This window comes from Paraburkholderia sp. RL17-381-BIF-C (assembly GCF_046026435.1).
Taxonomy (GTDB): domain Bacteria; phylum Pseudomonadota; class Gammaproteobacteria; order Burkholderiales; family Burkholderiaceae; genus Paraburkholderia.
On sequence record NZ_JARESX010000019.1, the window covers coordinates 26656 to 50637 of the forward strand.

19 protein-coding genes are annotated in these 23982 nt (G+C 62.7%); 15 read left to right on the forward strand and 4 right to left on the reverse strand.

The genetic code is table 11. The features are described from left to right. Window positions 1–51: 51 nt before the first annotated feature. On the reverse strand, window positions 52–1047 hold the full coding sequence (locus tag P0D70_RS14260) for a GlxA family transcriptional regulator (protein ID WP_091801487.1): 996 nt from the start codon (window positions 1045–1047) through the stop codon (window positions 52–54). A 443-nt stretch (window positions 1048–1490) separates the two neighbouring features. Here P0D70_RS14260 and P0D70_RS14265 point away from each other — a divergent pair, with 443 nt between their 5' ends. The 10 genes from P0D70_RS14265 (at window position 1491) to P0D70_RS14310 (ending at window position 14026) form a co-directional block, all read left to right on the forward strand. Beyond that, window positions 1491–2765 (forward strand): serine hydroxymethyltransferase, encoded by a 1275-nt coding sequence (locus P0D70_RS14265; protein ID WP_408184969.1) that lies wholly within the window; start codon window positions 1491–1493, stop codon window positions 2763–2765. An 18-nt stretch (window positions 2766–2783) separates the two neighbouring features. Continuing rightward, on the forward strand, window positions 2784–3755 hold the full coding sequence (locus P0D70_RS14270; RefSeq protein WP_007177107.1) for a dipeptidase: 972 nt from the start codon (window positions 2784–2786) through the stop codon (window positions 3753–3755). 49 nt (window positions 3756–3804) lie between these two features. After that, complete coding sequence (locus tag P0D70_RS14275; RefSeq protein ID WP_091801477.1) at window positions 3805–4341, forward strand: DUF5943 domain-containing protein; 537 nt, start codon at window positions 3805–3807, stop codon at window positions 4339–4341. 85 nt (window positions 4342–4426) lie between these two features. Beyond that, window positions 4427–6490, forward strand: coding sequence for an NADH:flavin oxidoreductase (locus tag P0D70_RS14280; protein WP_091801474.1), 2064 nt, complete (start codon window positions 4427–4429; stop codon window positions 6488–6490). A gap of 2 nt (window positions 6491–6492) precedes the next feature. Continuing rightward, on the forward strand, window positions 6493–8406 hold the full coding sequence (locus P0D70_RS14285) for a (Fe-S)-binding protein (RefSeq protein ID WP_408184970.1): 1914 nt from the start codon (window positions 6493–6495) through the stop codon (window positions 8404–8406). Window positions 8407–8410: 4 nt separating this feature from the next. Continuing rightward, window positions 8411–9580 carry an electron transfer flavoprotein subunit alpha/FixB family protein gene (locus P0D70_RS14290; RefSeq protein WP_408184971.1) on the forward strand — a complete coding sequence of 390 codons (1170 nt, stop codon included), beginning with the start codon at window positions 8411–8413 and terminating at the stop codon, window positions 9578–9580. Further along, on the forward strand, window positions 9577–10353 hold the full coding sequence (locus tag P0D70_RS14295) for an electron transfer flavoprotein subunit beta/FixA family protein (RefSeq protein ID WP_408184972.1): 777 nt from the start codon (window positions 9577–9579) through the stop codon (window positions 10351–10353). Before P0D70_RS14290 ends, P0D70_RS14295 begins: the two co-directional genes overlap by 4 nt. Window positions 10354–10426: 73 nt before the next feature. Then, window positions 10427–11740: an aromatic ring-hydroxylating oxygenase subunit alpha gene (locus tag P0D70_RS14300; protein WP_091801460.1), complete on the forward strand. Its 1314-nt coding sequence runs from the start codon at window positions 10427–10429 to the stop codon at window positions 11738–11740. A 33-nt stretch (window positions 11741–11773) separates the two neighbouring features. Further along, window positions 11774–13033 (forward strand): FAD-binding oxidoreductase, encoded by a 1260-nt coding sequence (locus tag P0D70_RS14305; protein ID WP_408184973.1) that lies wholly within the window; start codon window positions 11774–11776, stop codon window positions 13031–13033. 135 nt (window positions 13034–13168) lie between these two features. Beyond that, window positions 13169–14026, forward strand: a complete 858-nt coding sequence (locus tag P0D70_RS14310; RefSeq protein ID WP_091801454.1) for a glycine betaine ABC transporter substrate-binding protein — start codon at window positions 13169–13171, stop codon at window positions 14024–14026. An 83-nt stretch (window positions 14027–14109) separates the two neighbouring features. On the opposite strand, the gene purU is transcribed toward P0D70_RS14310, so the two are convergent. Continuing rightward, the gene (purU, locus tag P0D70_RS14315) at window positions 14110–14985 is read right to left on the reverse strand and encodes a formyltetrahydrofolate deformylase (RefSeq protein WP_408184974.1); all 876 of its coding nucleotides are present in this window, start codon (window positions 14983–14985) and stop codon (window positions 14110–14112) included. A 137-nt stretch (window positions 14986–15122) separates the two neighbouring features. Continuing rightward, a complete protein-coding gene (locus P0D70_RS14320) occupies window positions 15123–16037 on the reverse strand; it encodes a choline sulfate utilization transcriptional regulator (RefSeq protein WP_408184975.1) in 915 nt (304 codons plus the stop codon). A 162-nt stretch (window positions 16038–16199) separates the two neighbouring features. Here P0D70_RS14320 and betC point away from each other — a divergent pair, with 162 nt between their 5' ends. From betC to P0D70_RS14335, 3 genes are all read left to right on the forward strand, one after another. Continuing rightward, on the forward strand, window positions 16200–17738 hold the full coding sequence (betC, locus tag P0D70_RS14325; RefSeq protein WP_091801445.1) for a choline-sulfatase: 1539 nt from the start codon (window positions 16200–16202) through the stop codon (window positions 17736–17738). Window positions 17739–17789: 51 nt separating this feature from the next. Next, the gene (locus tag P0D70_RS14330; RefSeq protein WP_408184976.1) at window positions 17790–18740 is read left to right on the forward strand and encodes a choline ABC transporter substrate-binding protein; all 951 of its coding nucleotides are present in this window, start codon (window positions 17790–17792) and stop codon (window positions 18738–18740) included. 268 nt (window positions 18741–19008) lie between these two features. After that, on the forward strand, window positions 19009–20157 hold the full coding sequence (locus P0D70_RS14335; RefSeq protein ID WP_091801437.1) for a porin: 1149 nt from the start codon (window positions 19009–19011) through the stop codon (window positions 20155–20157). 49 nt (window positions 20158–20206) lie between these two features. On the opposite strand, the gene P0D70_RS14340 is transcribed toward P0D70_RS14335, so the two are convergent. Beyond that, window positions 20207–21133, reverse strand: a complete 927-nt coding sequence (locus P0D70_RS14340) for a LysR family transcriptional regulator (RefSeq protein WP_408184977.1) — start codon at window positions 21131–21133, stop codon at window positions 20207–20209. A 110-nt stretch (window positions 21134–21243) separates the two neighbouring features. Here P0D70_RS14340 and P0D70_RS14345 point away from each other — a divergent pair, with 110 nt between their 5' ends. Both P0D70_RS14345 and P0D70_RS14350 read left to right on the forward strand, forming a co-directional pair. Continuing rightward, window positions 21244–21885, forward strand: a complete 642-nt coding sequence (locus P0D70_RS14345) for a glutathione S-transferase family protein (RefSeq protein WP_408184978.1) — start codon at window positions 21244–21246, stop codon at window positions 21883–21885. A gap of 33 nt (window positions 21886–21918) precedes the next feature. Continuing rightward, window positions 21919–23976 carry a pyridoxamine 5'-phosphate oxidase family protein gene (locus P0D70_RS14350; RefSeq protein ID WP_408185029.1) on the forward strand — a complete coding sequence of 686 codons (2058 nt, stop codon included), beginning with the start codon at window positions 21919–21921 and terminating at the stop codon, window positions 23974–23976. Window positions 23977–23982 lie beyond the last annotated feature (6 nt).

The window sequence follows — 23982 nt, forward strand, 5'->3', positions numbered from 1 at the left end:
GACGGTGCGCTGATGTACTGAGTGCGCTCCGCTGATGGAAACGCCGCCGCCTCAAGCCGCCAGCACCGGCGCCACCGCCAGCGACGGCGCCTGCTTGCGTCGTTCTCGCGTCGGCGCCGTGCCGAACGCATCGCGGTAGCTTTTCGAAAAGTGGCAGGCCGACTGGAAGCCGCATGCCATCGTGATGTGCATGATCGACATGTCGGTTTGCAACAGCAACTCGCGCGCGCGCCGCAAACGCAGCGTCAGATAGTAATGCGTCGGCGTCATCCCCAGATGTTCGCGGAACAGCCGCTGCAATTGGCGCTGCGACATACCGGCGAGCCGCGCGAGTTCTTCGCGTGAGAGCGGCTCTTCGATGTTGTTCTCCATCAGCGCGATCACTTCGAAAAGTGACTTGTTGGCCGAGCCGAGCCGCGCCACTAGCGGCATTTTCTGTTGCGCGCTGGTGTCGCGCACATGTTCGACAATGAACTGCTCGGCGATCTGCGTGACGCGCGCAGTGCCGACGCGCGGCGCGATCAGGTTCAGCATCATATCGAGCGGCGCCACGCCGCCGGTGCACGTGACGCGATCGCGATCGATCACGAACAGTTCTTTCAGAAAGCGCGTGTCGGGAAACTCTTCCTTGAGCGCCGACATGTTCTCCCAGTGAATCGCGCACGCATACCCGGCCAGCAGACCGGCGCGCGCCAACGCGTACGTGCCGGTGCACAGGCTGCCGAGCACGCTGCCCATACGGGCAAAGCGGCGCAGTGCGGAAAGATGGGCGGGCGTGGTCGCATGCTGCACGTCGATGCCGCCGACCACGAACACGATATCGGGCTGACCGACGCATTCCACCGGTCCCGTATCGACCGACAAGCCGTTGCTCGCCATGACCGGACCGCCTTCCGGACTCACGATCGACCAGCGGTAAAGCGTTTGGCCGGTCAGATAGTTCGCCATGCGCAGGACTTCGATCGCGTTAGTGAACGCAATCATGGTGAAGTTGGGAACCGGCATGAATGCGAAATGCGACAACGATGCCGTGCGATCGGTGGACATGGGAGGAATGATTCCTTCGAATCTGTAATGTCGCGTCGCCGTGGGGAGCAGCGACTTCTGTAATTCTGAGGACTAGGGCAACTACCGTGCCATCAGGCTAAACCCCTGGTTACCCATCATTCCAGTCGGATAGCTAACCAAACGGCACCAGAACGGCGCTGACAGGGTTCATTGGCGCACCCGAATTGCGCACGGCGTTCAGGTGCAGTGCAGCATGATCCGCCGCAAAGCACGCTCGTGCGGCAATCGGTAGAACGCGGGCAAGGGCCGACTTGTGAAAAAAGGACGCTTATGGCGGAAAAGGCAAAGAACGCGTCTGAATTCATAAATTGACGCGCGGGGCGAGCGTCAAGAATAGACGCAATGCACACCGGTAGCAGCAGGGGCGAAGCGAGTCCCAGGCGCGGCTTCCGGCCTTCCGTCAACGACTCCACGGACCTTCCATGTCGAACCCGAATCCTTTCTTCGAAGAATCGCTGGCCACGCGCGATCCGGCGGTGCGCGGCGCTATTTTGAAAGAACTCGAGCGCCAGCAGTCGCAAGTCGAACTGATCGCGTCGGAAAACATCGTGTCGCGCGCGGTGCTCGAAGCACAGGGCTCGGTGCTGACCAACAAATATGCGGAAGGCTATCCGGGCAAGCGTTACTACGGCGGTTGCGAATACGCCGACGTGATCGAAACGCTCGCGCTCGATCGCATCAAGCAGTTGTTCAACGCGAAGTTCGCCAACGTGCAGCCGCATTCCGGCGCGCAGGCCAACGGCGCGGTGATGCTCGCGCTGGTGAAGCCGGGCGACACGGTGCTCGGCATGTCGCTCGACGCGGGCGGCCACCTCACGCACGGCGCCAAGCCGGCCATGTCGGGCAAATGGTTCAACGCGGTGCAGTACGGTGTCAATCGCGACACGATGCTGATCGATTACGAGCAGATCGAGGAACTCGCGCAGCAGCACAAACCTGCGTTGCTGATCGCCGGCTTCTCGGCTTATCCGCGGGCGCTGGACTTTGCACGGCTGCGCGCGATCGCCGACGGCGTGGGCGCCAAATTGATGGTGGATATGGCGCATATCGCAGGCGTGATCGCGGCGGGGCGTCATCAGAATCCGGTCGAGCATGCGCATGTGGTCACCTCGACCACGCACAAGACACTGCGCGGCCCGCGCGGCGGCTTTGTGCTGACGAATGACGAAGACATTGCCAAGAAAATCAACTCGGCCGTGTTCCCGGGCTTGCAGGGCGGCCCGCTGATGCACGTGATCGCCGGCAAGGCGGTTGCATTTGGCGAAGCACTGCAACCCGGCTTCAAGACCTATATCGACAGCGTGCTCGCCAACGCGCAGACGCTCGGCGAGGTGCTAAAGGCCGGCGGCGTGGATCTGGTGACGGGCGGCACCGACAACCATCTGTTGCTGGTCGATCTGCGGCCGAAGGGCCTCAAGGGCAATCAGGTCGAGCAGGCGCTGGAGCGCGCGGGCATTACCTGCAACAAGAACGGCATTCCCTTCGATACCGAGAAGCCCACGATCACCTCCGGCATTCGCCTCGGCACGCCCGCGGGCACCACGCGCGGCTTCGGCGTGAGCGAATTCCGCGAAGTCGGGCGTCTGATCGTCGAGGTGCTCGATGCGCTGCGCGATCACCCGGAAGGCCATGCCGCAACTGAACAACGCGTACGCCGCGAGATTTTCGCGCTGTGCGAACGCTTTCCCATCTACTAAGCACGCCTGGAGCAAACGATGAGCACTTTGCACGACAACAGCATCATCATCGACGGTCTGAACATTTCGAAGTTCGAGCGCTCGGTGTTCGAGGATATGCGCAAAGGCGGCGTGACCGCGGTGAACTGCACGGTCTCGGTCTGGGAAAGCTTCCAGAAGACCGTCGATAACATTGCCGAGATGAAGCAGCAGATCCGCGAATACGGCGAGATCCTGACGCTCGTGCGCACGACCGACGACATCTTGCGCGCGAAGAAAGAGAACAAGACGGGCATCATTTTCGGCTTCCAGAACGCGCATGCTTTCGAGGACAACCTCGGCTATATCGAGGCGTTCAAGGACCTCGGCGTGAACGTGGTGCAGCTTTGCTACAACACGCAGAACCTGGTGGGCACCGGTTGCTATGAGCGCGATGGCGGTCTGTCGGGCTATGGCCGCGAGGTGATTCAGGAGATGAACCGCGTCGGGATCATGGTCGATCTCTCGCACGTGGGCGGCAAGACTTCTTCCGAAGCGATCGCGGCTTCGAACAAGCCCGTGTGCTATTCGCATTGCTGCCCGTCGGGCCTGAAAGAACATCCGCGCAACAAGAGCGACGAGCAACTGAAAGAGATCGCGGACGCGGGCGGTTTCGTCGGCGTGACGATGTTCGCGCCGTTCCTCAAGCGCGGTCCGGACGCAACCGTTGAAGACTATATCGAAGCGATCGAGTACGTGGTGAACCTGATCGGCGAAGACCAGGTCGGCATCGGCACGGACTTCACGCAAGGCTACAGCACGGAATTCTTCGACTGGATCACGCACGACAAGGGCCGCTATCGCCAGTTGACGAACTTCGGCAAGGTCGTGAATCCGGAAGGCATTCGCACGATCGGCGAGTTTCCGAACCTGACGGCCGCGATGGAACGCGCCGGCTGGAGCGAAACGCGCATCAAGAAGATCATGGGCGAAAACTGGGTACGGGTATTCGGCGAAGTCTGGAAGGTTTGACCGCTGCCTGAATCGACACCTATCCCACAGATAAAAACGGAGCCTCCACATGCAACCCCAACTGCCTATCGACGTCGACGCAAATACCGGCGTCTGGACCACCGACGCGCTGCCGATGCTGTACGTACCGCGTCACTTCTTCACGAACAACCACACCGCTGTGGAAGAGGCCCTCGGACTCGATACGTATGCCGAGATTCTCTACAAGGCCGGCTACAAGTCCGCGTATTTCTGGTGCGACAAGGAAGCGAAGCAGCACGGCATGGCGGGCATGGCGGTGTTCGAGCATTACCTGAAGCGTTTGTCGCAACGCGGCTGGGGCATCTTCACGATCACCGAAGCCGATCCGTCGAGCTCGCGTGCGCGCATCGAGTTGCATCACTCGTCGTTCGTGCTGGCGCAGCCGGGCAAGGTGGGCAAGCTTTGCTACATGTTCGCCGGCTGGTTCGCGGGGGCGATGGACTGGGTCAACGATACCGCGCCGGACGCCTCGCGCAAGGGCCCGCCATCGCATTCCAGAGAAGCGCAATGCGCCGCTGAAGGCCACGAACACTGTGTGTTCGAAGTGTCGCCGCTCGCATCGTAAGCGCAACCGTAAGCACACACATAAACGGCTTCCACCACGGCGCACGGCACAGCGCAACAAGCAATTCATTCCGAGGTCGATCGCGATGCGTTACCCGAACCTTTTCAAGCCTCTCACGCTGAACAAGCTGACTTTGCGCAACCGTATCGTCAGCACCGCGCACGCGGAGGTCTATGCGGAACCGGGCGGACTGCCTGGCGACCGTTATATCCGTTACTACGAGGAGAAGGCCAAGGGCGGCGTCGGCCTTGCTGTGTGCGGCGGTTCGAGCCCGGTGTCGATCGACAGCCCGCAAGGCTGGTGGAAGTCGGTGAATCTGTCGACCGACAAGATCATCGACCCGCTTGCGCGGCTCGCCGAAGCGATGCACACGCATGGCGCGAAGATCATGATCCAGGCCACGCATATGGGACGCCGCTCGGCGTTTCACGGCGAGCATTGGCCGCATCTGATGTCGCCCTCCGGCGTGCGGGAGCCGGTGCACCGCGGCAATGCGAAGATCATCGAGGTCGAGGAAATTCGCCGCATCATCAGCGATTTCGCGGCCGCGGCGAAGCGCGTGAAAGATGCGGGCATGGACGGGGTCGAAATCTCGGCCGCGCACCAGCATCTGATCGACCAGTTCTGGAGCCCGCGCACCAACTTCCGTACCGACGAATGGGGCGGTTCGCTGGAAAACCGCCTGCGTTTCGGCACTGAAGTATTGAAGGCCGTGCGTGAAGCGGTAGGCGCGGACTTCTGCGTCGGCTTGCGCATGTGCGGCGACGAGTTCCATGAAGACGGGCTCGATCACGAGCAACTGAAAGAGATCGCTCAGGCCATGAGCGAAACCGGCCTGATCGACTACCTCGGCGTGATCGGTTCGGGTGCGGACACGCACAACACGCTTGCCAACTGCATGCCGCCCATGGCGCTGCCGCCCGAGCCGTTCGTGCATCTCGCGGCCGGTATCAAATCGGTGGTCAAGCTGCCCGTCATGCACGCGCAAAGCATTCGCGACGCGGGCCAGGCCGAGCGCCTGCTCGCCAGCGGCATGGTCGATCTGGTCGGCATGACGCGCGCGCAGATTGCCGATCCGCATATGGTCATCAAGATCCGCGATGGCCGCGAGGACGAAATCAAGCAGTGCGTCGGCGCGAATTATTGCATCGACCGTCAATACAACGGGCTCGACGTGCTGTGCGTGCAGAACGCCGCGACCTCGCGCGAAGAAACGATGCCGCACGTGATCGCCAAAACGCGTGGGCCGAAGCGCAAGGTGGTCGTGGTCGGCGCGGGTCCGGCGGGACTCGAAGCGGCACGCGTGGCGAAGTCGCGCGGTCACGACGTGGTGCTGTTCGAGAAGAACGACTACGTGGGCGGCCAGATCATGCTGGCCGCGAAAGCGCCGCAGCGCGAACAGATGGCGGGCATCGTGCGCTGGTTCGACATGGAGACCAAGCGCCTCGGCGTGGACCGGCGTCTCGGTGTCGCCGCCGACGAGCAGACCATCATGGCCGAGAAGCCGGACATCGTCGTGCTCGCCACGGGCGGCTCGTCGTTCACGTCGCAAGTCGCGGCGTGGGGCGTCGACGAAGGTCTCGCCGTCAGTTCGTGGGACGTGTTGTCGGGCAAGGTGGAGCCGGGCAAGAACGTGCTGGTGTACGACGGCGTCAGCACGCATGCCGGCGCGGGCGTGGCCGATTTCATGTCGAGCCGCGGCTCGAATGTCGAGATCGTGACGCCGGACGTGAAAGTGGCCGACGACGTGGGCGGCACCACGTTCCCGATTTTCTACCGGCGTCTGTACGCGCAAGGCGTGATCCATACGCCGAACTACTGGCTCGACAAGGTCTACGAGGAAGACGGCAAGAAGATCGCCGTGATCCGCAACGAGTACACCGAAGAGCAGGAAGAGCGCGCGGTCGATCAGGTGGTGATCGAAAACGGCAGCACGCCGAACGACGAGTTGTACTGGAAGCTCAAGCCGGAATCGGTCAATCGCGGCCAGGTCGACGTGCATAAGCTGTTCGCCTCCGAGCCGCAACCGTCTTTGAGCGAAGAACTCGGCAATGGCCGCTTCCTTCTGTTCCGCGTCGGCGACTGCATTTCCATGCACAACATTCACGGCGCGATCTACGACGCGCTGCGCCTTTGCAAGGATTTCTGACGATGAGCCCCGTGTTTGTCATCACCGTCCTGTTGTGGTTGTCGGTGGCTGGTCTGGCGTTCGCGCTCGTCAAGCGCGCCGCGTATTGGCGCGAAGGCCGCGCCACGGCGGCGGGCGCTTACGGCTGGACCAATCTGCTGGCGATTCCCAAGCGCTATTTCGTGGACCTGCATCATGTGGTGGCGCGCGATCCGTACATCGCCAAAACGCACGTGGCGACCGCGGGCGGCGCGATTCTCGCGATGGCGCTGGTGTTCGTCAACTACGGGCTGGCTATTTACTCGCCGTGGCTCGACAAGCTGATCTTTCTGGCCGCGCTCGTCATGCTGGTCGGCGCGGTGTTCGTCTGGCGCCGCCGCCACGGCGCGAAAGCGGTGCCGGCGCGGCTCTCGCGCGGGCCATGGGATCATCTGCCGCTGCTGCTCGGGTCGTTCGCGCTCGGTCTGGTGCTGTTCATCGCGCTGCCGGCTTCCGCGATGTCCGGTGCGCTCGCCGTCATCGTCGCGCTGCTGATCGCGGCGGGCGCGTTCGCGATGACGTTCGGCGCGGCGCGCGGCGGCCCGATGAAGCATGCGCTTGCCGGGTTGCTGCATCTCGCGTTTCATCCGCGTCAGGAGCGTTTTGCCGAGCGCAATGACACGGACGTGGTGCCGCCTACTGCATTGAAAGCACCGCTGCTCGACGCGAAGGAATACGGCGTCGGCAAGCCGGTCGAGTTTCGCTGGAACCAGTTGCTCAGTTTCGACGCGTGCGTGCAGTGCGGCAAGTGCGAAGCGGCCTGTCCCGCGTTCGCCGCCGGTCAGCCGCTCAATCCGAAGAAGCTGATTCAGGACCTCGTCACGGGCATGGTGGGCGGCACGGACGCCGAATACGCGGGCAGTCCCACGCCGGGCATTCCGGTCGGCAAGCACGCCGGTGCGCCGGGCAAGCCGCTGATCTCCAGCCTGATCGAAGCGGACACGCTGTGGTCCTGCACGACCTGCCGCGCTTGCGTGCAGGAGTGCCCGATGCTGATCGAGCATGTGGACGCGATTGTGGATATGCGCCGCAATCAGACGCTGGTTGAAGGCAGCGTGCCGGGCAAGGGGCCGATCACGCTCGCGAATCTGCGCGAGACGGGCAGTTCGAACGGCTACGACATCGGCGCGCGTTACGACTGGGCCGTCGATCTGCAAGTGCAGGTCGCGCAGCCGGGCCGTCCGGTGGACGTGCTGCTGATCGCCGGCGAAGGCGCGTTCGACATGCGCTATCAGCGCACGCTGCGTGCGCTCGTCAAGGTGCTGAATCGCGCGGGCATCGACTATGCGGTGCTGGGCGGCGTGGAAACCGATACGGGCGACACTGCCCGCCGTCTCGGCGACGAAGCGACTTTCCAGCAGCTCGCGCACAAGCTGATCGGCACGCTCTCGCAGTACTCGTTCCGCAAGATCGTCACCGCGGACCCGCACGTGCTGCACAGCCTGCGCAACGAGTATCGCGCGCTGGGCGGTTTCTACGAGGTGCAGCATCACACGGCGCTGATCGAGCAACTGGTCGCGAGCGGGAAGCTCACGCCGCGTGCGGTGGCCGCGTTTGCGGATCGCAAGATCACGTATCACGACCCGTGCTATCTGGGCCGCTATAACGGTGAAACGGAGGCGCCGCGCCGCTTGCTGAAGACCATTGGCATCAAGGTCGTGGAAATGGAGCGCAACGGCATGCGCGGACGCTGCTGCGGCGGTGGCGGCGGAGCGCCCCTCACCGATATTCCGGGCAAGCGGCGCATTCCCGACATTCGTATCGACGACGCGAAAACCGTCGGTGCGGAGATCGTCGCGGTCGGCTGCCCGAATTGCACGGCGATGCTCGAAGGCGTTGTGGGGCCGCGTCCGGAAGTGCTGGACGTCGCCGAACTGGTTGCAGCGGCGCTGGAGTAACGCGATGAACTCTCTCAAACGAATCGACCCGCGCCGTCCGTTCACGATCACGGCAGACGGACTCAGGCGTATCACCCTCGGTGTGACGGGTGTGGCGGGCTCACTGGAATTCACCGCGCACGGCGCCTCGCATCGCGAACAGGCCAAACCGCGCCGCACCACGGCGACGCCTCAGCGTGTGATGCTGGTGGCCGCCCACGCGGACCGTGGCGCGCTGGACGATCATGCGCGCCAGGTATTGGCCGGCGCCGCCCTGATTGCGGACGCAACGACCGAGGTGGTCTTGCTGGTCTTCGGCGAGTTCAGCGGCGACGCCGCAGCGCTCGGCGCCGACAAGCTGATCGAATTGCCGATGTTCGACTGCCGCACCTTCGCGCCGCTGGACGAATTGAATGCGCTGGCCGCGTGCGTCGCGGCTTACGCACCGGTGCATGTTTTTCTTCCCGATAACGCAACCGGCGACGGCGACCTTGGCCGCCGTTATGCAGCCGCGGCGAATGCGAGCGTGGCCACGCATGTCGTCGAGATCGACGCCGCGCATGTGGCGGCCTATGTTCAGGCGAATACAGCGTATGCCGCGCGCACGTTGCCCGAGGTAGTGCTGCTCGCGCCCAACGCGGTCGATCCGAAGCTGCCGTTCGTCGGCGCGGGCGAGCGGGTCATGTGGCGCTTCGACGGCGACGCCGCAGCAGCGCAAGGCGCGGTGCGCGATCTCGGCATCGAGGAAATCGACGCCGCGCAACTGGCGCTCGAAGAAGCGGATTTCATCGTTTCGGCGGGCAACGGCGTGCGCGACGTGCCGGCGTTCGAGCGTCTGGCGGCCACGCTGGGCGCGGCCATCGGCGCGAGCCGTGTGGCCGTGGACGACGGCAAGTTCACCCGCGACAAACAGATCGGCGCGACCGGCAAGACCGTCGAGGCGAGTGTGTATATCGCCTTCGGTATTTCCGGCGCGGTCCAGCATCTGCAAGGGATCAAGGACTGCCGGCATGTGATCGCGGTGAATCTCGACGCGAGTGCGCCGATCGCCAAGCGCGCGAACCTGACAGTGATCGCGGACGCGCAGGAAACCATCGCGGCGCTCAACGAAGCAGCGGCCGCGGCGCGCACTGCGCGCGGAACCGGTGCGGCGCTGCTGAATTCAACGGCTGTCACCGAAGGAGCGCTCGCATGAAGATTGCCGTCCTCGTTTCCGTGGGCCGTCATCCGGTGAGCGGCACGGCGCGCTACAGCCGCAACGATGCCGCCGCGCTGACCATGGCGCTCTCGCTCGCCAGAACACACAACGCGACGCTCGACGTGCTACATGCGGGCGATCCGTCGAACCCTGCGTTGAAGGAGTATCTGGCACTCGGCGCACGTTCGGTCGAAGTGCTTGAAATAGCTACGACACCTGATATCCAGGCGGACGCAGCCGCTCCGCTAGCCGCGCGGCTGCGTGGCTACGACCTCGTTCTGACCGGCACGCGCGCTGAAGGCGGGTTCGACAGCGGCATGCTGCCGTATCGCGTCGCCAATGCGTTGGAGATCGCGCTGGTCGGCGCGGCTGTCGACGTGACGTTGCGCGACGGTTTTGCGGAAGTGCGCCAGTTCATGCCGAAGGGGTTGCGCCGCCGCGTGGAGGTGCGGTTGCCCGCGCTGATCGCCGTGCATCCGCTGGCCAACGCCGCTCCCACGTACGCCTACGCACGGTTGCGCGAAGGCACGATCCGCCCGGTCGCCGCGCAAGCCGCCGGCAGCGCCGACGAGCTTGCCTGGACTATCCGCCCGGCAGCCGCCAAACCGGTGCGGCTTGCCGCCGCCGAAAAGCGTTCCGGCCACGCCCGCATGCTGTCTGCCACGACGACCGAGAGCCGAGGCGGCAGCGTCGTAATTGAAGGGAGTTCCGTCGAAAAAGCACAAGTCATTCTCGCGTATTTGCGCGAGCATCAACTCGTGGATTACTGATTTCCGGTTCGGGCCAGCATGCGACCAGGAGGGCCTGGCGCGGCGCCAGACGTGACATGCAACGGAGCACACAATGAAAGTTTCGGCAGACGTTCGCGCAATGATCGAACGCCGTAAGAAGAATCACACGTTGGAAGCGCCTTTCTATACGAGCGAGAATATTTTCGCGCTCGACATGGAGGCGATCTTCCGGCAACACTGGATTCAGGTCGCGGTGGAACCGGACGTGCCGGAGCCGGGCGACTACATCACCGTGGAGATCGGCAACGATTCGATCCTGATCGTGCGCGACGACGATATGCAGGTGAGGGCGTTTCACAACGTCTGCCGCCATCGCGGCGCGCGCCTGTGCAATACCGACAAAGGCTCGCTCGGCAATATCGTCTGCCCGTATCACAGCTGGACGTATAACCTGAACGGCGATCTGATGTTCGCCGAACACATGGGCGACCAGTTCGACCGCTGCAAACATAGCCTGAAGTCCGTGCATCTCGAGAATCTGGCCGGCCTGATTTTCATTTGCCTCGCGGACAACCCGCCAGCGGACTTCGCCGTGGTGCGCGCGGCGATGGAACCGTATCTGTTGCCGCACGATCTGGCCAACTGCAAGATCGCGGCCTCGATCGACATTGTCGAAGAGGGCAACTGGAAACTCACGATGGAAAACAATCGCGAGTGCTATCACTGCGTCGCGAACCATCCCGAGTTGACCATTTCGCTGTACGAATACGGTTTCGGTTATCAGCGCACGCCGGCCAATGAAGAGGGCATGGCCGCGTTCGAAGAGACCGTGGCTCGCCGCACCGCGCAATGGGAAGCGATGCAGTTGCCTTCCGCGGAAATCGAACGGCTTGCCGATCTGGTCACCGGTTTTCGCACGCAACGCCTGCCGCTCGATCGCGACGGCGAATCGCAGACGCTCGACGCGAAAGTGGCCTCGAAGAAACTGCTCGGCGGCTTCGAGCAAGCCGATCTCGGTGGCCTGTCGTTCTGGACGCAGCCCAATTCGTGGCATCACTTCATGAGCGATCACATTGTCAGTTTCTCGGTGATTCCGCTCTCGGCGGGCAAGACGCTGGTGCGCACCAAGTGGCTCGTTCACAAGGACGCGCGCGAAGGCATCGATTACGACGTGAACAACCTCACGGCCGTGTGGCGCGCCACGAACGATCAGGATCGCGCACTCGTCGAATACTCGCAACGCGGCGCGACGAGCAGCGCTTATGAGCCGGGTCCGTATTCGCCGTTCACGGAAGGCCTCGTCGAGAAGTTCTGCGAGTGGTACATCGGCCGCCTGGCGGATTACAGCAATGCGCCCCAAACCCATGAAGCAGGCGAAACCACGCCGGCTTCGCACGGCGAAAAAGTCGTGTCTTTCATGCGCTGAGCGCGGCACCGCAACCAGGAGTCGGAGAAAACAATGATGCGCGATCAGGCGACGTTTCAGCTCAACACCCAGCCGGCCGCGGACCACGCTGCCAGCCGGGTCACGCAGCCGCGTTTCTGGGAAGCGTTGCCGGCGCGCTGGAACAGCGACACCGACGACACGCTGGTGTGCTGCCAGGTCCGCCAGGAAACGCACGACGTAAAGAGCTTTTTCTTTCGCGCGCCGTCCGGACGGGCGTTCGTATTCGAGCCGGGGCAGTTCATTACGCTGGAACTGGAGATAGACGGCGAGTCGATCAATCGCTGCTATACGATCTCTTCGCCGCCCACGCGTCCGCATACGATCTCGATCACGGTCAAGCGCGTGCCGGGCGGCAAGGTGTCGAACTGGCTGCATGACAATCTGCATGCGGGCGCCAAGGTTCGCGTGCTCGGGCCGGCGGGCGAATTCACCTGCGCGCGGCACCCGGCGCGCAAATTCCTGTTTTTATCGGCGGGCTCGGGTATTACGCCGCTGATGTCGATGAGCCGCGCGCATCATGAACTCGGTGAAGATAGCGACATCGTGTTCGTGCATAGCGCCCGTACACCGGACGACATTATCTTCGCGCGCGAACTCGACCTGATCGCGTCGAATCAGGCGCATTTCCGCACCGCGTTTGTTTGCGAACGGCTCGGCGCGCGCACGAACTGGCCAGGTGTGACCGGTTTTCTGACATTGCCGCTGCTCAAGCTCATCGCGCCGGACTTTCTGGAACGTGAGATCTTTACCTGCGGACCCGCGCCGTACATGCAAGCGGTGCGCAATCTGCTGGACGAGGGCGGTTTCGATCGCAGTCACTACCATGAGGAAAGTTTCTCGTTCGAGACCGTGGGCGAAGTGGCCGCGCAGTTGACCACCGCTCACGTGGCGGACGCGTTGCTGAACGCGAGCGCGCCGGTCACGGCCGAGAGCTTTATCGAGGCGCGCGAACAGGCGCCGGGCTTCACGCCCGCGCTCGCACCGGCGCCCGCTTCCATAGAAACGGAAACCCGCTTCAAGGTGAGTTTCGCCAAGAGCAATCGCGAGATCGAATGCGGCAGTGGCCAGCACGTGCTCGACGCCGCGAAGAAAGCGGGCGTGCGGCTGCCCGCGTCGTGTACTCAGGGTATGTGCGGCACCTGCAAGGTCAAGCTGGTATCGGGGGAAGTCGCGATGAAACACGCAGGCGGCATTCGCCAGCGTGAGATCGATCAGGGCATGGTGCTGTTGTGCTGCAGCAAGCCGTTGACCGATCTGGTCGTGGATAAGTAAGACGAGAAGGACGGCCCCCAGTGGCCGAAGTCGCGTGCGGACAACTGGATGTCGGAAAACAACGCTACCTGGCAATTCTGGCTGGCGATTCTAAATGCTCATTGGGTTGTTGTGACGGCAAACGGGAGAACGGCGATGAGACTGATCAAAAAGATATTCGTGTTGAGCGCATTGAGCGCGGCGCTGACGGCAAGCAGCGTGAGTGTGTCGGCCGATACCAAGCCGACTATCAAGATCGGTTACGTGGAAGGCTGGGACGACAGCGTCGCGACCTCGAACGTGGCCGCGCGCGTGATCGAAAAGCGTCTGGGCTACCAGGTGCAACTCGTGCCGGTCGCAGCCGGCGTGATGTGGCAAGGCGTGGCGCGCGGTGACCTCGATGCGACGCTGTCCGCGTGGCTGCCGGTCACGCACGGCGCGTACTGGAACAACTTCAAGGACAAGGTGGTCGACCTCGGTCCGAACTTCAACGATGCGAAGATCGGCCTGATCGTGCCAGAAAACGCCGACGTGAAGAGCGTGGGCGATCTGGAGGCGAAGAAGACGGAGTTCGGCTCCCGCATCGTTGGGATCGACGCCGGCGCGGGCGTGATGCAGAAAACCAGCGAGGCGATCAAGGCCTACGGACTCGATTACACGCTGATGCCGAGCTCGGGCAGCGCGATGACCGCCGAACTGGCGCGCTCGGAAGCGGCGAGCAAGCCGATTATCGTGACGGGCTGGAAGCCGCACTGGATGTTCGCGAAGTACAAGCTCAAATTCCTCGAAGATCCGAAGAAAGTATTCGGCGAAGCGGAGCACGTGGATAGCGTCGTGAATCCTGACCTCGAGAAGAAGGCGCCGACGGTTGTCGCGTTCCTCAAAAAGTTCCAATGGAAGCCGGGTGAGATCGACAGCGTGATGCTGGCCACGCAAAACGGCGAGAAGCCGACTGCTGCCGCGGATGCGTGGATCAGCGCGCACGGCGACCGCGTGGATAGCTGGGTGAAGTGATTACGCGCTTAGTGTGAACGTGCTGCCGCTTCGGTGAAGCGGCAGCTTCCAGAGAACGCCGCTTTTTTTAGCGGCGTTTTCGTTTATTGCAGTACAACGGTCCGATCGCCGTTGATAAACACCCGCCGTTCGATAAACGCCTTGACGGCCCGCGCCAGCGTGATGCATTCGACGTCGCGCCCGGTGGCAAGCAGGCGCTCCGGGCTATACGAATGATCGACGCGCTCCACCACCTGTTCGATGATCGGACCTTCGTCGAGATCGTCAGTGACGAAGTGCGCGGTGGCGCCGATCAGTTTGACGCCGCGCGCATGTGCCTGGTGATACGGTTTCGCACCCTTGAAGCCGGGCAGGAAAGAATGGTGGATATTGATCGCGCGTGCCGCGAGCGCACGGCTCGTTTCCCCGGACAGAATCTGCATATAGCGCGCGAGAATCATCAACTCCGCGCCCGATGTCTCGAACAGATCGAGCAGGCGCGCTTCCTGTTGCGGCTTCGTATCGGCGGTGATCGGCAGATGGTGGAAGGGCAGGCCATGCTGCTGCGCCAAGGGTTGGAGATCGCGATGATTCGAACCGATGCCGACAATGTCCATTTTCAGCTCGCCCATGCGCCAGCGGAACAGCAGATCGGCGAGACAGTGTTCGAGTTTCGACACCATGATCAGGACTTTCGGCCGTGTGCCGACGTCGTGCATGGCCCATGTCATGCGAAAGCGCTCGGCGATCGGCTCGAATTCGCGCTTGAGGCCCGCGGCATGCAGCGTCTCGCTGCTGTCCACGCCGTGGAACACGCAGCGCACGAAAAAGCGTTCACTCAGGTCGTCGTCGAAAACGGTCAGTTCGTCGATATAGCAATGATGCCGGTCGAGAAAGCCGACAACGGCGGCGACCTGGCCCGCCGCGCTCGGACACGCGACGGTGAGAACCAGTTGATCGGGGCGGGAATCGGCGGACATGCGCTCTCCACTTGGATGATAGGGCGATGCCACGGGGCGCGGCATGCATCATCGCAGTAGATCAAATCAGGCGCATGCGCGGATAGAAGCTAAACGCCGTCGCGCTGGAACGGGAGCGCCAGATTCGGGGGCGGTGCTCAGTCGGCGTCGAGTCCGCATTCGCCGAGCAGCCATTGGCGAAAGGCGCTAACAGCGGGCGTCGCCGCGCGCTGCGTGACGAGCAGATAGCCGCGCTCGGTGACGACCGGCGGCTCGAACAGTTCGACGAGTTGCCCCGTTGCAAGCAGTTCGTCGACGAGCGGCGCCCAGCCGAGCGCGACGCCCTGGCCCATGATCGCCGCATGGGCCACGAGCGTAAAACTGTTGAACGTGATGCCGCGATGCGCGGGCGGCGCATCCAGCGCGTGCGCGGCGAACCAGTCGGTCCAGGACAGCCAGCGCGCCGGCTGGGTCGGTTCGAGATGCAGCAACGGGAGGTGCAGCAGCTCGGACGGCGTACGCAGCGACGGGTGTGCCGCGGCAAAGGCGGGGCTGCACACCGGCGTGACGCGCTCGGGAAACAGTTTGACCACGCCGCGCGCGCTCCAGTCGGCGTGTTCGTCGCCGAATGCAATGGCAATGTCCGCCTGATCGTGCGAAGGATCGAACACGTTCTGAGAGGTGATGATCTTCACGTCGACGTCCGGCATCAGCGCCTTGAACTGCGATAAACGTGGCATCAGCCAATAGGTGGCGAAGCCGAAATCGGTGGAGAGCGTGAGGGTTTGCGGCATGCGCCGCGCGCGGATTTCGCTGGTGGCGAGGCGAATCGTGTCGAGCGCGTGGCGCACCGCTTCGAACAAGCGCACGCCGTCTTCCGTGAGCGTAACGCCGCGATGGCCGCGCTCGAAGAGCGGGGTGCCCAGCGCTTCTTCAAGCTGCACGACGCGCTGGCTGACAGCCGGCTGTGTCGAACCCATCTCGCGCGCGGCAGCCGTGAAGCTGGCCAGACGCGCCGCGGATTCGAACATGGCCAGCGCCTGCATTGGCGGCAAGCGATCCTGCCTCGGCATAACGACCCCTTATAGGCACATAACGATTTGCCGTCTTCACAGTCGTGAATTGGACGGCAATAGTGGTGCGCATGGCGGGCCCGGCATCGGGCCGCGCGTTTGCCGTTGCAACAACGGCGGCATTTGCACCGACACTTGTGATTCTATTCGAGGCACGCCCCCATGCTTGAGAGCAAAAAGAATATCCTCATTCTGATGGCTGACCAGATGACGCCGTTCGCGTTGGCCGCATACGGACACCGTCTGACCAGGACCCCCAATCTCGACCGGCTCGCCAAGCAAGGCGTGGTATTCGAATCCGCCTATTGCGCGAGTCCGCTATGTGCGCCATCGCGGTTTTCCTTCCTGTCGGGCAAGCTGCCGTCGGCAATCGGCGCCTATGACAATGCAGCGGAATTTCCGTCGCAAACGCTGACGTTCGCGCACTATCTTCGCGCCGAAGGATATCGCACCATTCTGTCCGGCAAGATGCATTTCTGCGGCGCCGATCAGTTGCATGGCTTCGAAGAGCGGCTCACCACCGACATCTATCCTGCCGACTTTGGCTGGACGCCCGACTGGGCGCATTTCGAAGCGCGCCCCACGTGGTATCACAACATGAGCTCCGTGATCGATGCGGGCCCGTGCGTGCGCACCAACCAACTCGATTTCGATGACGAAGTCACGTTCACCACGCGCCAGAAACTCTTCGACATCGCACGCGAACGTCATGCCGGAAAAGATGCAAGACCATTCTGCATGGTCGCCTCGCTAACCCATCCGCACGACCCGTATGCGATTCCAAAAAAGTACTGGGACCTGTATCGCGACGAAGACATCGACATGCCCGCGTTTCGCGATTCAATCGAAGACGCCGATCCGCATTCGAAGCGCCTGCGCCATGTATGCGAAACCGACCGCACGCCGCCCACGGATCAACAGATCCGCAATGCGCGCCGTGCCTACTACGGCGCAATCTCCTACGTCGACGACCAGTTCGGCGCGATCCTCGAAGCGCTCGAACAGTCGGGACTCGCGAAAGACACGATGATCGTCGTAACCTCCGACCACGGTGAGATGCTCGGCGAGCGCGGCCTCTGGTACAAGATGACCTTCTTCGAAGGTGGCTGCCGCGTTCCGCTCATCGTGCACGCGCCGCAGCAATTCGACGCGCATCGCGTGCGGGCATCCGTTTCGCATCTCGATCTGCTGCCCACGCTGGTCGAACTGGCGCGCGGCGAATCGCCGGCCATGTGGCCCGATTCGCTCGATGGACAGAGCCTCGTGCCGCATCTGCAGGGCCGCCAAGATGGTCACGATGAAGCCATTGGCGAATATCTGGCGGAAGGTGCGATTGCGCCGATCGTGATGGTGCGGCGCGGCCGCTTCAAGTTCATTCATACGCCGGCGGATCCCGATCAACTTTACGACGTCGCAGCGGACCCGCTGGAGCGGGAGAATCTTGCCGCGCGCAGCGAATACGCGGCACAGGTCGCGGCTTTGCGTGAGGAGATCGCGCAACGCTGGGATCTCGCCGCGCTGCACAACGAAGTGTTGCAAAGCCAGCGGCGGCGTCATTTTCATTTCGCTTCCACGACACAGGGCACGGTCGCGTCGTGGGACTGGCAGCCGCATGTCGATGCGAGCCAGCGCTATATGCGCAATCACATCGATCTGGATACGCTCGAAGCGATGGCGCGTTTTCCCGCCGTCGTGCGTTGATTCCCACTCTGCTAACGATCCACCCCACTTCACGAACAGGAAGCCGACATAATGAAAAAGCTCTTCAAACAGGCGGTAACCGGCGTGGCGCTGCTTTGCGCGTCGGCCACATTCGCGTTGGCCGCCGAGCCGCAGTCGTGCACGCAAGTCAACATGGCGGGGCCCGGATGGACCGACATCGACGCCACCAATGCGATCACCGGCGTACTGTTGAAGGCGCTGGGCTATAAGCAGAGCGTGGCGAACCTGTCGGTGCCGATCACATATCAAGGCTTGAAGAAAGGGCAGATCGACGTGTTTCTCGGCAACTGGATGCCCGCGCAGGCGCCGGTCGTCAAACCGTTCGAGGAAGAAAAGTCGATCGAGGTCGTGCATCCGAATCTGAGCAACGCCAAGTTCACGCTGGCCGTACCCGATTATGTGGCGGCGGCCGGCATCCATTCTTTCGCGGATCTGGCAAAGAACGCCGACAAGTTCGATAGCAAGATCTATGGCATCGAACCTGGCGCACCGGCCAATCAGAACATCAAGAAGATGGTCGACGACAAGGCGTTCGGCCTCGGCAACTGGAAGCTCGTCGAGTCGAGCGAGACCGGCATGCTCACGCAGGTGGAGCGGGCAGTGCGCGAGAAGAAATGGATTGTCTTTCTTGCGTGGGAACCGCACTTGATGAACACCAGGTTCAAGCTCACTTACCTTGATGGCGGCGACAGGTACTTCGGGCCCAACTACGGCGGCGCCACGGTCAATACGGTGGCGCGCAGCGGCTATGCCGAGCAGTGTCCGAACGTCGGCAAGCTGTTCAGGCAGCTCACCTTCAATGTCGATCTGGAAAACGGCGTGATCACCGAAGTACTGGAAAAGAAGACCCCTGTGAACGCTGCCGCGACCGAAGCGCTCAAGCGTCACCCTGAATTGTTGAAGTCGTGGCTCGACGGCGTGAACACGGCGAGCGGCGCCAATGGTTTGCAAGCCGTGCAAACGGCGCTCGGCATGAAATAACAGCGCATTCCTAACCATGAAGTCGCCAGGCGACAGATTTATGTCGCTTCCGGTCGAATCCTCCTAAATCTGGACTCGTATTCTTGATCCGGCGATGTGAATGTGACTGGTCATTACATGCATCGCAGATAGCTTCAATCCGTTTTACTCGGTCTCAGCCGGTTTCGAACTGCCCGTCATGCGAGAAGCGCCGCGCGCTGGTCAACAGCGCGCAGCAGGGATCGCTTTATCCAACGAAATACGCAGGCAAAGAGCAGGGGAGAATTAGATGAAGAAGAGCAATGCCGTCAGCCTTTCGGGACTCGCTATCGCGGCAAGCGCTATCTGTGCGCCGATGGCCGCCCATGCGCAAAGCAGCGTCACACTGTACGGCATTCTGGATGCCGGCATCACCTACGTGAACAATGCCGGTGGCGCCAACCAGTTCAAATTCGACGACGGTATTTCGTACGGTAACCGGATCGGTTTCAAGGGCGTCGAAGATCTCGGCGGCGGCTTGCAGGCCGTGTTCGTACTCGAGTCGGGTTTTCACGTGGGCAACGGGCAACTCGGATTCGGCGGCGCGTTGTTCGGCCGCCAGGCATATGTCGGCCTGAAGAGCAACTGGGGTACGCTCTCGCTCGGTAATCAGCTCGACATGACCGAGGAGTTTGTCTACCTCTATAACATCTCGTCGTGGGCGAGCGGTTATGCGATCCATCAGGGCGACTTCGACCGGATGAACGGCGACCGGCTGCCGAATTCAGTCAAGTTTCTCTCTAACGACTACGCAGGCTTCTCGTTCGGCGGCATGTATTCTTTCGGCAATACCGCGGGCGACTTTCACAACAAGAGCGCATGGAGCGTGGGTGCGCGTTACGAGCACAGCGACTTCAACATGGGCGCGGCCTATACGCAGTTGAACAATCCGTACGGCATCTACGCATTCGACCCGTACGCGATGATCGGCACGCGCACGTTCCTCGGCAAGCCGACCGTGTCCGTCGATCCCGCGACCGGCGCGGTAACGGACCTGTACAGCTCGTCGGCGTTTCCGGTCGACAAGCAAGGAGCGTTTGCCGTGGGTGCGGCCTATACGATCGGCAAGGTCATGCTGAGCGGCGACTTCACTTACACGACGATCAAGGGGCTCGGCGAGACCTCGCATATGCAGGTCTATGAGGTCGGCGCTTCTTATACGTTCACCCCGGCGTTGATGCTGTACGGCGGTTATCAACACACACGGTTCGAAGGCAACCACTGGAACCAGGGCTCGCTCGGCCTGCATTACCTGTTGTCCAAGCGCACGGACGTCTATATTTCCGGCGACTATCTGCGCGCGTCGGATGGCGTGAACGCGGTGATCGGCTATAGCTTCACGCCGTCTTCGTCGAACACGCAGAGCGACGTGCGGATCGGCATGCGTCATTCGTTCTGACCGGCGGCAAAGGGCGGCTTTCCGTGTGTCACGGGAACCGCCCGCGCCATTACGATGGCCGTTCGAGCTGTTTCTTGAACGTTTCGATCAGCGCCCGCACTTTGGCCGGCGGATGGCTGGTGGGCGGAAACACCGCCTGAATGCTGGCGGGTTCGGTCGCCCATTCGGGCAACAGGCGGATCAACCGGCCCGCGGCGACATCGGCGTCGATCGAGAAATCGGTCAACAGGCCGAATCCGCCGCCGGCAAGCGTCGCCGAGCGGCAAGCGTTGGCCGTGTTCACAAGAAACGCGTTTTCGCAGCGCACGCTTTCGGCGTCACCGTCGTCTGTGCTCTTGCCATTGCTGCGCCGCAGCTCGAGCGTCAATGGATGCGGCAAGACCGTCAACGCGCAGTAGGGCATCGCCGACAGCTCAGCGGGCGTTTGCGGCTCTCCCCTTATTTCGACGAACTCCGGACTCGCGACGATCCACTTGACGAAGCTGCCGAGCTTCACCGCCCGGTAATTGGAGTCGGCCAGCCGGCCGAGGCGGATTGCCACGTCGATGCCGTCCGCGATGAGATCCACATATTGGTCGGTGCACAGCAATTCGACATTGAGCTGCGGATTCGCGCGGCGCAGTTCGACGAGCGCCGGCGCGACGGCAAGCGAGCCGTAGTCGATCGGTGAGCTCACGCGCAAGGTGCCGCGCACAGGCGCCGATTCTCCGCCGATCGCCGTCAGTGCTTCTTCCGTGGCGCGCAGGATCTTCACGCTGGCGTCGTAAAACGCGCGGCCCGCTTCCGTCAAGCCTAGCCGCCGCGTCGTGCGGACCAGCAGGCTCGCGCCCACCTCGGCCTCGAGCCGCTGCATGTGCGTGCTGACCATGGTTTTGGCGAGGCCCAGACGCGCTGCCGCGGCGGTCAGCGAGCCGGCCTCGACGACCGCGACGAAGATCGCCAGGCGGTTCAGGTTTACGTCGCGTACGTCGGCCATGGTGGATTGTCCATCTTCGATTGACTGTGTTTCCCGGATTATCGGGCTTCTGCAAAGGCGCTCGTGCGCATTATGCTCGTCCCATCCCTTCCTGCTCGATGGAGCCTGTTATGCCCGCTGCGCGACCCGCCCAACCGATCCGCCTGTATACAACACTGCTTTCCGGCCACGGCCATCGGGTGAAGCTCTTTCTGACCCTGCTCGACCTGCCGTTCGAAGTGGTCGAACTGGACATGAAAGCCGGTGATAACCGCAAGCCCGCGTATCTGGCGCTCAACCCGTTGGGGCAGGTGCCGACGATCCAGGACGGCGAGCTCACGCTGTTCGATTCGAACGCGATTCTCGTGTATCTGGCAAAGCGTTACGGCGACGCCTCGTGGCTGCCGGAAGACCCGCTCGGCGCGGCCACCGTACAGCGCTGGCTGTCGCTCGCCGCCGGCCAGATCGCTTACGGGCCATGTGCCGCGCGGCTCGTTACCGTGTTCGGCGCGCCGCTCGATCATGAGAGCGCGAAGAAAATTGCCGTGAAGCTGTTCAACGTGCTCGAAAGCGAACTAGCGGACAAGGCGTTCGCCGCGGGCAATCAGGTGACGATTGCCGACATTGCCGCGCACACTTATATCGCACATGCACCGGAAGGCGGCGTGTCGCTCGAACCGTACCCGAACATTCGTGCGTGGTTGCGCCGCGTCGAAGCGTTGCCGCGGTTTGTCGCCATGCCGTCGACGAAGGCCGGACTGCTCGCCGGATGAGCGGCTGATTTTTGACGTCAACGGAGTCCGATGATGTCCACGTTTATTCCTCTGAATAGTTGGGGCGCCGACGCCTCGCCGTTTCACACAGCCGAACTCGCCGCCCAGCAGCGTGCGGGGGTGAGAAGCCAGGCGGATGCGTCGGGCCGCCGCGGCATTCGCCGCTCCATGCCGGACCAGCACCGCCAGTTCTTCGCCGAACAGCCGTTCATGGTGTTCGGCGGTGTCGACGCCCACGGCCAGCCATGGGCGACGGTGCGCGCGGGCGCGCCGGGTTTCGTAAGCTCGCCGGATGCGCGGACGCTGCGGATCGAAGGCGGTGTGCTGGCCGGTGATCCACTTGCGGACCGCTGGCAGAAGGGTGCCATGATCGGCGGCCTTGGACTGCAGCCGAAGACCCGGCGCCGCAACCGGATCAACGGCGTGGTGACATCGGTGGACGGAGCCGCGCTGACCGTCGAGGTTCGCCAGAGCTTCGGCAACTGCGCGAAGTACATTCAGAGCCGTGTGCCGAGCTGGGTGGAGCAGGGCGTGTCCGGGCCTTCGGTGCCGCCGGAAATAGCAACGCAACTCAGCGACGCCGACCGTGAGCTGCTGGCGGGAGCCGACACGTTTTTCATCGCGAGCGCGAATCTCGAAGAGAACGCGGGTCTCGCTCGCGGCGTCGACGTGTCGCATCGCGGCGGGCCGCCGGGGTTCGTTCGTATCAAGGATGAGCACACGCTAACCACGCCCGACTACAGCGGCAACAACTTCTTCAATACGATCGGTAACCTGATCCACGATCCACGCGCCGGGTTGCTGTTCATCGACTTCGCGACCGGCGATCTGGTGTATGTCGCCGCAGTTGCGGAAATCGTCTGGGACGGCGCGGAGCTGGCGGCGTTCGAAGGCGCGCAACGGCTCGTACGTTTTCACGTGCGGGAAGTGCGGCGCAGCCGGGGCGCATTGCCGTTTCGCTGGTCCGATGTGGAGTTTGCGCCGCAGTTTGCGGCGGCAGTACGTAAGCCGGTTGCTGCGTCGCCCTGGCACAAGCTGACGGTTGCGGCGGTGGTCGACGAGACACCGTCGATTCGTTCCTTCTACTTCGAATCGATCGACGGCGCACCGCTGCCGCCTTACAAACCGGGGCAGTTTCTGCCGATCCGCCTGCCTGTGCCGGGTCTCGACACACCACTGTTGCGAACCTACACGCTTTCCGATGCGCACCATCCGTTGCGGTATCGAATCAGCGTGAAACGCGAAGGGGTCGCCTCGAACTGGTTGCACGAGCATCTGGTTGCCGGCATGCAGATCGAAGCGATGAAGCCGCGCGGCACCTTCACCTATGCGGAAGAGAGCTCGCGCTCCGCCGTTTTTATCTCGGCGGGTATCGGCATCACACCGATGATGGCCATGCTCCGGCATGCGTCGGCCGCGTCGCGCGACGACGGCGCGAAAGCGAGGCGACTCTTCTTCTTTCACGGTGCGCGCAGTGATCGTGAACGACCTTTCAGTGCGGATCTGAAGGAGATCGCGGCGCGTAATCCGGCAGTTTCCCTGCATCTTTTCGATAGCACCGTATCTGTGCCGACTGACGGCGTATCGCCCGGACGGATCGGCATCGACGCGCTGAAACGCGCGCTGCCCTTCGACGACTACGACTTCTATCTATGCGGGCCCGAGCAGTTCATGCAGGACCTGTATGAAGGGCTGCGTGGACTGAACGTCGCGGATGAACGGATTCGCTTCGAAGCTTTCGGCCCGGCGACCGTGAAGCGCACGCGCGCCAGCGAGGGGACGAAGGCGCAGGAAGCGCCGGCGCAAGGCACTGACGGTGTGCAGGTGAGCTTTGCGCGTTCGGCGCGTACGATTCAATGGCTGCCGCGCGACGGCAGCTTGCTGGAGCTTGCCGAGGCGCACGGCATCAACGCGCCGTCGAGTTGCCGCTCGGGTATGTGCGGTACATGTTCGACGCGCGTGTTGGCGGGAAAGGTTCAGTACGACGGCGAAGTGGAGGCGCAGATCGAGCCCGGTGCTGCGCTGATTTGCATGGCGCATCCGGTTGCCGGCGATCCCGGTGTGCAAGCTGGTGTAACGCTGGACTTGTGATCAGTG